At 55.1% G+C, this 12,335-nt stretch carries 4 protein-coding genes; all 4 read left to right on the top strand.

From position 1 onward, the window contains the following. Nucleotide 1: 1 nt before the first annotated feature. Complete coding sequence (locus JIN87_RS14710) at nt 2–1,291, top strand: DUF1552 domain-containing protein (RefSeq protein WP_200356341.1); 1,290 nt, start codon at nt 2–4, stop codon at nt 1,289–1,291. Between the two features lie 35 nt (nt 1,292–1,326). Then, nucleotides 1,327–3,711: a DUF1592 domain-containing protein gene (locus tag JIN87_RS14705; protein ID WP_200356340.1), complete on the top strand. Its 2,385-nt coding sequence runs from the start codon at nt 1,327–1,329 to the stop codon at nt 3,709–3,711. Nucleotides 3,712–3,889: 178 nt separating this feature from the next. After that, on the top strand, nt 3,890–5,461 hold the full coding sequence (locus JIN87_RS14700; protein ID WP_200356339.1) for a putative Na+/H+ antiporter: 1,572 nt from the start codon (nt 3,890–3,892) through the stop codon (nt 5,459–5,461). 191 nt (nt 5,462–5,652) lie between these two features. Further along, nucleotides 5,653–12,303 (top strand): S8 family serine peptidase, encoded by a 6,651-nt coding sequence (locus JIN87_RS14695; RefSeq protein ID WP_200356338.1) that lies wholly within the window; start codon nt 5,653–5,655, stop codon nt 12,301–12,303. The last annotated feature ends 32 nt before the right edge of the window (nt 12,304–12,335 follow it).

Raw genomic sequence — 12,335 nt, 5'->3', positions numbered from 1 at the left:
CATGAAACGCGTACACTTCAGCTTTTCAAAATCCATCTCTCGTCGATCCTTCCTCCGCGGAACCGGAGCCGCCATCGCGCTTCCTTGGCTCGACGCCATGACACCGGCCTTCGCCTCTTCCCTCGCCAGCCAAACTCCACGCCGCTTCGTCAGCATCAGTCTCGCCCTCGGCTTACACGCGCCAAACCTCAATCCCATCGAAGCCGGCCGCAACTACACCCCATCACTCTACCTCTCAAAAATCCCCGACCTCCTCAACGACCTCACCGTAGTCACAGGGTCATCACATCCTGGTGTCGGCGGCGGGCACCGAGCAGAAGGCTCCATTCTCACCGGAGCTCCCTACTCCAACAACGCCACTTTCAAAAACACGATCTCGATCGACCAATACCTCGCGAAACACCAAGGCCACCACACGCGCTACCCGTCGCTCGTACTGAACATCGAGAGCAACAACAGCCCTTCCTATACCGAAAACGGCAGCATGATCCCAGCGGAGTTCTCCGCGTCGCGACTGTTCGCGAAACTGTTCATGGCCGATTCCAAAAAAGCGCAACGCCGCCAAATCGAGCGACTCAAGCAAGGCCGCAGCATTATGGACATCGTAGCCGGCGACTCCAAGCGCCTCATGCGCGAGCTCGGCACTGGCGATAAGGAGAAGATGGACCAATACCTCAGTTCGGTTCGCGATTTCGAAAAGCGACTCGGCGAATCCGAGGAATGGGCAGGCAAAGCCAAACCCAAGGTCGAAATGAAGCCTCCCGTCGACATCCAGGATCGGGCGGAAGTCATCCGAAGAAAGAAGCTCATGCTCGATATCATGCAGCTCGCCCTACAAACCGATTCCACGCGTTTCATAACACTGCACCTCAACGGCGAGGGAGCCACCATCCCGATTGAAGGCGTCAACGAAGGCTACCACGGCCTGAGCCATCACGGTCTCGACGAACACAAGCTAGAACAGCTCACCATCGTGGAAACCGAACTGATCAAGACCTATGGCGGTTTCCTACGCGGACTAAAGCAAACACAGGAAGCAAGCGGTTCCCTCCTGGATAATACCAGCGTCCTGCTCACCTCCAATCTCGGCAACGCCAGCTCGCACGACAATCGCAACATGCCAGTTCTGCTCGCCGGCGGCGGATTCAAACACGGTCAGCACATCGCCTTCGACCAAGAAAACAACTACCCGCTTCCAAACCTTTTCATGAGCATCCTCCGTCGCCACGGCATGGATACCAAGAAGTTCTCTACAAGCACGCAGGAAATGTCTGGCTTGGAAATGATCTAAGCGAAGAGCTGAACTTATCTAAACCGAACAGAAAAATGCTTCGCACCATCATCCCTGCCTTGGGGATCTCTATCGTCACGCTCGCTTACGCAGACCTTCCCGCTGAAGAAGAGCTCCCTGCCGAGATTCATGACTTTCTCGATCTAAACTGCTACGAGTGCCACAACGAAGTAGACAAGAAAGGCAATCTCGACCTCGAATCCCTCTCCTTCATCCCCTCCGACCCCGTCTCCATGAAAAAATGGAGTTTCATTCACGATCGGGTTCGAAATCAGGAGATGCCGCCCAAGGACGAATTCGTCATCGAACAAGACGAGCGACACGATTTCCTCAAGACCTTCGAAGAGAGCTTGCACCTAAGCTCAAAGAAGCAGATCGATAGCCACGGCCGTGTCCGCTCTCGTCGCCTCAACCGTATCGAATACGAGAATACGCTTCACGACGTGCTCGGTGTCGACATACCGATCCTCAACCTGCTTCCCGAAGACGCCGAGCAACACGGATTCAGCAACCAGGCAGAAGTCCAAAGCGTCTCCTATCATCTCCTCGAAAAATTCATGGAGGTAAACGATCTTTGCCTCGACGAAGCCTTTGCCAGAGCCAGAGCTCCGCTTCCTCAATACAGCCGAACGTTCCCCGCGAGCGAACTCTCCGTCGGCCCAGAACGAAACGGCAACAATCGACAAGCCTTCTTCATAGACGACCATTCAGTCGCCTTCCCCACTTCCTACGCCTTCCATGGCAAGATGGACGCCACAGAAGTTCCCGAAAGCGGTTGGTACCGTATCACCATCCGAGCCAAAGCGTTCAACCCCTCCGACGAGCGCCCCATCTGGACACAAGTCGAAAGCGGGTTCTGCAGAGCCCGAGCCCCCACCATGTACTGGATCGGCAAATTCGCCGCACGCGAGGAACCGCAAAACTTCACCTTCGACGCTTGGCTCGAAAAAGGCCACATGCTCTCAGTGCGTCCCGGCGACCGGACCATCGAATGGTCGTCGACCCAAATTCTAAGAGAGCTAGACCTTCCCACAAACATCTTCCATCGAGACGACAAACCGGGTGTCGCCGTAGAGTGGGTACACATGGAACGTGTTTCCCTAGGGCTCGATCAAGCCGCTTTGCAACAGCGTCTCTTTGGCGACCTCGAGTTGCGCAAAGGCCAGCTCCGCGGCAAGACTCCCCTCAAAGACATAAAAGAGCTAGTCAGCAAATTCGCAGAACGCGCCTTCCGCCGCCCTGCCAGCGACGAGCAACTTGAGCCTTACCTGCAGTTCGCCGCAGAGGAGTACGCGACCAGCAAGTCGATCGCCGCCGCCCTTCGTGCCGGCTACCGCTCCATCCTTAGCTCCCCACGCTTTCTCTATTTCGTCGAAGCCCCGGGAACACTCGACGATTTCAATATCGCTTCTCGCCTCAGCTACTTCCTCTGGAGCTCCCCACCCGACCAGGAGCTAATGCAAGAAGCCAAAGCCGGAAACCTATCAAACCCCAAAAAACTCGCCCAACAAGTCGACCGCATGCTCGACGACCCCCGAGCCAAAGAGTTTTCCAAAAACTTCACCGATAGCTGGCTCGACCTCAAAGAGATCGACTTCACCACACCTGATCGGCGCATGTATCCAGAATTCGACTCTATACTCAAAGATTCCATGCTGGGCGAAACACGCGCCTTCCTCTCCAAAATGGTGGAAGAAGATCTCAGCGTCACAAACGTGATCGATTCCGAGTTCGCGATGCTCGACGACCGAATCGCACGCCACTACGGCATCAAGGGAATCGAGACCGACGACTACGAAGAAGTCGTTCTCTCCCCCAAGTTTCATCGCGGCGGCATTCTCACCCAAGCCAGTATCCTCAAGGTCACCGCCAACGGCACCACCACATCGCCCGTCATTCGCGGCGTTTGGCTCCTCGAGCGCATCCTCGGCGAACACATCGCCCCCGCGCCTGACAACGCAGGCTCCGTCGAACCCGATATCCGCGGCGCCGTCTCCATCCGCGACCAGCTCGACAAGCATCGCTCCAGTGCCTCCTGCATGTCCTGCCACCAGAAGATCGATCCACCGGGCTTCGCCTTGGAAAACTACGACGTGATCGGCGGCTGGCGTAAAAACTATCGCGGGCTCAACGAAAAAAAGAATCGCATCATCGGCCCAAGGGTCGACCCGAGCTACGATTTGCCAGACGGCGGCTTCATCAAAGACATCACCGATTTCAAAGCCCACGCCCTTAAAAGACCGGAGAAGATCGCCCACAATCTCGCCAACAAGCTGCTCACCTACGCCACCGGTTCCGAGATCCAGTTCGCGGATCGTCGGGAAATCGCGCAAATCGTTGAACAGGCCGAGACCAACGACTACGGCTTCCGCTCGCTCATCCACGCCTGCGTGCAAAGCTCGATCTTCCAGTCGAAGTAGACCATTGCCCCTACCCGTGGCGCGGGGAGTCGCTCTTACACGATTTCCCTAGTTTCTTCCTAGAAAACCGCCACCTAAGGCGCCGATTCTGCTTGCCGCCACTCTCCCTTCCAATTTGAGAAGTACTGCCTTCCGGAGAAGGCCAGTGAGAACACACGTAAACTAGCGATCCCATTAAATGATGCGTCTGAAACGACACCTTTCTTTAATTCTTCTGGCTGCATTCGCCCTCGTAAGCCTGGGCGGCGCCGATCTGTTCGCCGCGGGCGGCGGTCACGGCGCGGCTGGAGATTCCAATTTCCCCCTCCCAGATTCACACTACGTTGAACTGGAAGCCGAAAAAGCGAAGGAACTCGATCGCGAGCTCACTCTCATCGAGACACTCAAGCTGCGTGCCGCGGAAGATCCGTTCAACGTGGTCGCCACCGCCATCTTCTTCCTCGCGATCTGCCACACTTTCGTAGCCGGCTCCCTCATGAAGCTCGCGCACAAATTTGAGCACGATCACGAGCACAAGCTCGAAAAGGGCGTCATTTCACACAACGGCGTCGAAGGGAAGCGCCCCGTATCCTTCAAGGCTACGCTCTTCCACTTTCTCGGAGAAGTTGAGGCAGTCTTCGGCCTCTGGCTCATCCCTCTGATCATCGCTATCGTAGCGATGAAGGGCAGCTGGGGAGTCGCCACAGGCTACATCGACACCCGAAATTTCGTGGAGCCGATGGTCGTCGTCGTTCTCATGGCGATCGCATCCTCGCGCCCAATCGTGCAAGCAGCCGAGCGCAACGTCACCCTCATCGCCGGCCTCGGCGGACGCAGCCCTGGAGCGTACTGGTTCTCTATTCTCACCATCGCTCCACTCCTCGGTTCGTTCATCACCGAGCCTGCCGCCATGACGATCGCTGCCATCCTCCTCGGTCAGCAATTCTACAAGCACAACCCAAGCTCCACTCACAAGTACGCCACTCTCGGCCTCCTCTTCGTGAATATTTCCGTAGGCGGCACCCTCACCCACTTCGCCGCTCCTCCCGTACTCATGGTAGCAGGCACTTGGGGCTGGGACATGCCATTCATGTTCTTCAACTACGGCTGGAAGGCGATCGTAGGTATCTTGATTTCCAACGTCATCTACTTCGCCATCTTCCGCAAATCCTTCTCAGACCTGAAGAAAAAGGTCGCTGAGTCGCCAAAGATCGAAAAGACCGAGTCGAACGCCCCTACCTGGATTGTCACCGTCCACGCGATTTTCCTAGCTTGGACCATCATCGTACTCCACCACCCAGCCCTCTTCATCGGCGGCTTCCTCTTCTTCCTCGCCTTCACCATGGCGACCGACCACCACCAATACCAAATCAGCCTCAAAGGGCCGATGCTGGTCGGTTTCTTCCTCGCAGGACTCGTCACCCATGGCGGTCTACAAGGCTGGTGGATCTCTCCAGTACTGAGCTCGCTCACCGAGCTGCCACTGTTTATTGGCTCCACTGTACTGACCGCATTCAACGATAACGCGGCTATCACCTACCTCGCTTCTCAAGTTCCTGCCTTCAGCGAACCTGAAGCCGCCGCCCTTCGCTACGCAGTGGTGGCCGGAGCCGGAACCGGAGGCGGTTTGACCGTCATCGCCAACGCTCCGAACCCAGCTGGTCAGTCCCTCCTAAACAAGTACTTCGACGGCGGAATCGCTCCCATCAAGCTCATGGCCGGCGCCTTGCTCCCAACAGTGATCCTCGCCCTCTGTTTCATGATCCTGTAATCGCGAAACAATCACCCTATTTTCAAAACGCGTTCCCTCGCCTGGGAACGCGTTTTTTTGTTTCCGGTTCAAGCGACTCCCCCCTCACTCTACGCGTGTTTACGTCCGATTTACACATTTACCAATTTCGGACCATGTGCTAAGCACACTCAACCTCTTGTTTCACTCGGAATCCCATCTCAACTCTTGCCATGAAAAGGTCTCGAATAGCCCTCGCCCTTGGCCTGTGCCTCACCCTCATTGGAATACTCGTCTTGCGACTGGCGGAGAAGCCCGCCAAGCCTCCCGCTGAACCTCAATTCCCGACTGCTGGTGAAACGTCCCAGCCAGAACAAGCGCTGCCGCCAATCGTCGCAACTTCCCAGCCGCCGCTTAACGGAACCCCTTTTTCAGATCCTGTCGTTCAAGATTGGATACACGGTCAATCCAAGCGTTTCTTTCCCGACGCAGAGATAATTGAAACCCAAGTCTACCGTCGCTCACAAAACATCGAAGACCGAAAAACGCTCATCGAAGATCCTTCAGAAAGCGGAGTTCGCATTCTCATCGAAGAGAGATTTACGCTTCCAGAAGGCGGCCCAATCGAGCTACAGCATTCCCACGCATCGCTAGCCAGAAACGTAGTCGTCTCGCTCCAACCGGGCTACACCGCCACCCCATCCAATCTGCAAACAGATGCGCCCGTCCCTCTAAAACAATCTCCCTACAGCCCCTACACCCTCGAAACGGGAGCGACCGACAGCATCGACTTGATTCTCGCCAGCAGAGAAGACGCCCAGTCCTTGGACGGAGTCCGTTTCATCGAACCCAACTACCTCTATTTCACCCAGACAGAACCCAACGATCCCTCATTCGCAGACGGAACCCTCTGGGGCCTCCACAACACAGGTCAACACGGGGGCCAAGACGACATCGACATCAATGCCCCAGAGGCATGGGATCTTAGGCATTCAGCCGAAGAAATCGTCGTCGCGGTCATCGACACCGGGATCTTCTACACGCACGAAGATCTCGCCGACAACATGTGGGTTAACCCAAACGAGATCCCAGACAACGATATCGACGACGACGAAAATGGCTACGTGGACGACGTATACGGGATCAACGCCATAACTGGAAAAGGAGATCCTCTCGACGATCACTCCCACGGGACACACTGCGCCGGCACCATCGGAGCCCAAGGCAACAACGAGACTGGCATCTCCGGCGTCGCGTGGAACGTGAAGCTGATGGGCTGCAAGTTCCTCAGCGCAGGAGGATGGGGCACCTTGAGCGACGCAGTCACAGCCATCAACTACGCCACAGACATGGGCGCCCACATCACCAGCAACAGCTGGGGCGGAGGCGGATACTCTCAAACCCTCTACGAAGCCCTCGAGAAGGCTGAAGATGCCGGTATCATCACAGTAGCGGCCGCCGGAAACTCTCGGAGAAACACAGATACCGCACCCGCCTACCCAGCCAGCTACGAACTCCCAAGCGTCGTCTCCGTCGCCGCCCATGATCGCCGCGGCAATCTCGCCTGGTTCTCGAACTATGGGAAGAAAACCGTCGAAATCGCCGCTCCCGGAGTCGAAATCTACTCGACCGTGAATTCAGAAGGTGGATACGCGAGCTACCAAGGAACCTCCATGGCCTGCCCCCATGTCTCGGGAGCCTTAGCCCTTCTCAAAGCCCATTACCCGGAGGAAGACACATTCCGTTTGATCAACCGCGTCGTCTCCGGAGCGAAACCAGTCGAGAGCCTCGAAGACAAAGTGATCGCCACCGGCATGCTTGACTTGGAAAACTCGATCAAAACGCCCCATTTTCCTCTCAAGCCCATCTTCACAACCTCGCTCAGAACCCAAAACTACATCGTTGGCGACACCATCAACATCGCCACCGAAGTGATAGGCGACGAGCCGATCACCTACCAATGGTACTTCAACGAAGAACCCATCGCAGGAGCAGATGCCCCAAGTCTCAGCATCCCCGAAGCGGAAGAAAACGAACAGGGAAGGTACGAACTAAGAGCGACCAATTCCGCAGGCACAACAAGCCAAAACGCTATGGCCTTCGCCTACTCCCTCACACCTGCCCCTGACAATATCAGTACATCCTCAGCAAACATACTCTGGGCAAAACAGCTCCTCCCAGCCACCAAGCAATGGCGCTTGCAAGATCGAGTCACGCCTCCGCATGCCAACCGCGACTTCGCCATGGAATCGGGAGCTATCGAGGATTCTGAACAAACCGGCTTGCTCGCACGTGTCGAAGGTCCGGGCACCATAAGCTACAGCTGGAAGGCTGACTGCGACCCCTCAGGGAAAGATGGCCTCAAACTCTATGTCGACGGAATCCTGCAAGGCAGCTTGAAGCCTTACCTGAACAAACCGACCGACTGGCGAGGTTGCAGCTACCAAATTCCAGACGGTTTTCATGAAGTTCTCTTCACATTCGAAAAGGACCAGTTTCTCTTCGCCGGAAACGACCGTGGATGGCTAGCCGACTTCACCGTGTATCAAAGCGGCACTACAAGCGAGTCAGATACTGATGAGGAAGGAAACCAGATTGGAAACCGCAGCCAACTCAGAATCGCCGAAGGACAACCAGCTCTCCTCCGCACATCCAGTTATTTCGACTCCAGTCACGAAACAGGCTGGAAGAAAGACGACCAAGATCTCGATCAAAGCGAAACCAGCATCTTCATTCCCCAGACAACTCTCGAGGATCAAGGAACCTACACCTTTCACTACGTCGGAGACCGGTGGGTCGACAACGAATGGGTGGATACCAACTACAAGGATATTTTCGAACTCCAAGTCGTGCCGCTCGCAGAAGCCCTCGTCCCGCCAACAATTGAGAGACAACCCGAAGAAGTAACCTCCAGCTTCAGCCAAGTTACACTTTCCGTAAGCGTCGACAGCCTCATTCCCGTCGAATACCTCTGGAAACGAAACGGCAGCCCAATCGAGAATTCAAACAGCCAAGCACTAATCATCTCCCCATTCGGGCCGGAGCTAGAAGGGCAATACACCCTTACCGCCACAAACGAGGCCGGCAGCACGACCTCTGCCCCAATTCACGTTCGCTACAACACGAACACCGAAGAAGCCCCATACATCGCGAAACAACCCGACCTCGTAGTTGTTGAACAAGGACAAGACGCGCTCATTCCTATCGACGTCGAAGGACACAGCCCCCTCCAATTCAGATGGTTCAGAGACGGCGTCCCACTCCCCGGCCAGATTACCCCGACACTCAAGTTGGAAAACGCCAGTTCCGTACTGCACAACGGCACCTATCTCCTCGAAGCAAGCAACGCATTCGGCGACGCACGCACTTGGCCCATCTCTCTCAGCGTCACCTCGCCCAACGGACTTCCTGATGCGATAGATCGCCCCACCGAATCGTGGTATTCAGTCGGCACGATCCCATGGGTTCTCGACACCAAGACTTCGGCCGACGGAGAGGACTCCGCCTTTATTTTGGGAACCGACCTGAAAGCGGGCGAATCCTCCCGGCTTGAGGGCCAAGTCTTTGGCCCCGCGAAAGTCAAGTTCCTCTGGAACGTACAAGGCAACCAGTACTTCAACCTCTCATTCCTTGTCGACGGCAAGGACACCGGACTCCGACGTTTCGGTTCCGAAGGCTGGGAAGAGGCGGAATATGAAATAACCGAGCCGGGTCTTCATACGGTTGCCTGGCAAATGACGTCCCACACCCTTAGCCTTGGTGGAACGCTCCCGTTCCACATGCTCTCGTGGGTCGATGATGTCGAGATAACTCATCCTGCTCCCCAAACCTTCCTTCCAAGCGTCATCACATTCAGTCGCAACCATCAACTGGATACAGCCATAAGGATCGAAGGCTACACAGACATGGAAATTGAAGGGCTACCGGATTGGCTGAGTTTGGACAAATCTAACCTTAGCCTAAAAGGAACCCCCTCCTCAAACCTAGACCACTGGCTCAAAGTAAACATGACCAAGCAGGACGGCTCCACCGACACCGAATGGGTCAAACTTCAAAACGATAACCTTGAAAATGACGACGCCTGGCAGCCAATCAACTTGGCGGGCGAAAGCATCGTAGGGCACTACTACCTCAACAACGCCTTAACAATCGTCCAACCCAACGGCCAGCTCCACACGAGCGAAGACGGAGAGAACTGGACCCAGTCCTACCTACCCCTCAGTTCGTCATCAGAAAGAGTCTACAACGTCTTTCAAAACGGCGGACAAGTCACAATCTACGCATCCGGTAACACCTTTACCTCCAGCGATGGCAGGCACTGGAACAAAGCCGCCTCGCTCTACGGCGAAGTCCCATCCTACCGCCAAATATTCCGAAATCAAAACGCCTACTACGGCCTCAACTACGGTTATCTCAGCTTCTCGCATGACCAGGAGTCCTGGGGAAGGATCCCAGAGGGCGACAATTTCAAATACCTCTACCGGATCTTCGAAATCGACGGCGATCTCTACGGACAGGCCCACAACAGCATCCTACGCTACCTTCCGGAAACAAACGACTGGGAAGACAACGCGATCCCAATTTCCCCAGGCAAACAAGCCTTCCAGCATGGAGAAACGCTCTATTGGCCCGAGTCCATCTCAGGCAGCGCCAAACTTCGAATCGTAAAGTCGACCGCTCCTCTCGCTGACTCGCCTACCACTCTCTTCGAAACCGACATTCTCTTCTCCGGACTAGCAGCAAACGACGAGTATATCCTGCTTTTCGATACAAGCCAATACTCTCTGCTCGACCACTCGGGAACGCTTGTCGAAAGCGGCAGCCATGAAGCCCTAAGCTCGCTCGACTCCTTCTGGTTAAACGTCGCCAGCGTCGGCTCCCACTTTACCCTCTACACGAGCAATAGCCTCCTCCAAGTGGGAACAGGCAAACACGACCTGCCAGAATGGACCGACGGCTCCCAAACCTACCACCTCGTCACCGCCAACGACTCGAAAGTTCTCTTCTCAAATGGAACGAACCACCTCGTCAGCTCCGACGGTATCGAATTCCAGGAAACGACCACAACCCAATACATAAACTCACTAATTGGATACAAAGACCGGTTCATCGGTCTCCGGGGCAGAGACGTCTACACTTCGACCGATGGAAGCTCCTGGACTCAGGTTTCATCCTATCCTGAACCTGGCGAATCGGAGCAAAACCTACATCCGACACTTGAATACAAAAACGGCCTATTCTACGCCACCTACACCAGCAACCAAATCCTCCACGAGTACCTCAGCAAAGATGCAGTCGAATGGCGCAGCATACAAACCCCGACCGACGAAACCTTCTCATCCGCTGGATACGCTCTCTTGAGAGAAGACTATCTCAAACTCGCCTATTACTCCGATCAAAGCGGCTGGGGCAACAAGCTCCTCAAATTGAGCGATGAAGAGGTCTGGGAAGAAGTCCGATCATTTCCACGAGAAAGCCTCACCCTCCACTTACCTCAAGGAAGCAACAAGCTCACCCTCAAGTCCTACAACAAATTATATCAAACCACCGATCTTGAAAACTGGGACGAGCGAAGCATTCCCCACAACTCCGACTACATCCAAGACACAAATGCCCTACTCTATAGCATCGCCCAGAAGAAGCTCGAAATCTACAACAGCGACTTCGTCAAAACCCACTCTCTGACCCTGCCCATAACGCCACAGGAAGTTTCGTATTTCAACGGCAACCTCTACCTCACCGACTCCAATGGCAACGCCATTCGATACCCAATCCCAACTGAGAACAACCGTATCCAAAGTCCACTACACCAGCGATCAGGCCCGATAGACACGACCCCCTTCCTCTACGTCACCACTCCCGAAATCCTTGAAAACAATGCCAACCTCAACGAAGAGGTCGGCACCATCGGCCTAGCAAACTTGGAACTAGCGAACCCCATATCATTCACCCTAGCTCAACCAAGCCCGTCCAACCACAACGGTTTCTTCAGAGTCGAAGGCAATAAGCTCTACGCCAAGCAAAACGCCAATTTCGAGACGCACCCGGAGCTACTCGTCGAAATGACCGCAACCGGCTCCCAACAAGCCTCGCTTACCGACCTCATCCCGATCTCTGTTCTGAATCTCCCCGAAGCGCCAACCGACCTGCGCCTCACCGCGCAGATCTTTGCAGCAAACACCCCTAGCGGCACCCCGCTCGCCACATTCTATGGGATCGACCCAGATCAATACGAATCATTCTCCTACGAATTCGCTTCCGGCGAAGGCAGCGACCATAACGAGCTCTTCGAAATAGCGAACAACGCCCTCGTTTCCAATTCATCCTTCGACATCGAGCAACGCAGCACCTACAAAATTCGCGCAAAAGTAACCGACTCCACCGGGCTTTCCTTCTCGCGAGCCTTCATTCTGAACCTAGTGCCTCAAGACAATCTCAATGCCGGGGCATTCGATGTTTGGATACGAGAGAAACTACACGAACACTCCGCCGGATATGAGCTTTTCTCCGTGGATAGCGATTTCGATGGTCGCCCCAACGGGCTCGAATACTACTTGAACTCCGACCCAAGCCAGAGCGACAAGTCTCCGAACGCACTCCTTAAAGCGACACCGACTCACGAAAACACCGAATCAATTCTTCTGCTAAAGGTAAACGATCCCCACTTGATTTGGAAGTGCTTCCATTCCCAGGATCTAAAAACCTGGCACGATACGCAGTTGGAGTTCAACCAAGGCCAATGGAGTCTCCCCTCCGATAGCCCTCTCGAACTCACACAAGCGACGCACGTCGACGTAGGCCTTTGGGAGCTGCACCTTCGTCCCATCGAGCCAGCAACCACCCTTCTTCTGAAGCTGGAAGTCCAGTACAACGCTCCCAACTAGACCAAGTCCAACTCGAACGCCCTCCCGCTTTT

Source organism: Pelagicoccus mobilis (genome assembly GCF_016595505.1).
GTDB classification, from domain to species: domain Bacteria; phylum Verrucomicrobiota; class Verrucomicrobiia; order Opitutales; family Opitutaceae; genus Pelagicoccus; species Pelagicoccus mobilis.
This window is presented reverse-complemented; position numbering and strand designations above follow the sequence as displayed.

What these genes read in the sequence shown, in the direction of transcription:
- JIN87_RS14695 (WP_200356338.1), top strand. Translation starts at nt 5,653, where the DNA reads ATGAAAAGGTCTCGAATAGCCCTCGCCCTTGGCCTGTGCCTCACCCTC.
- JIN87_RS14705 (WP_200356340.1), top strand. Translation starts at nt 1,327, where the DNA reads ATGCTTCGCACCATCATCCCTGCCTTGGGGATCTCTATCGTCACGCTC.
- JIN87_RS14710 (WP_200356341.1), top strand. Translation starts at nt 2, where the DNA reads ATGAAACGCGTACACTTCAGCTTTTCAAAATCCATCTCTCGTCGATCC.
- JIN87_RS14700 (WP_200356339.1), top strand. Translation starts at nt 3,890, where the DNA reads ATGATGCGTCTGAAACGACACCTTTCTTTAATTCTTCTGGCTGCATTC.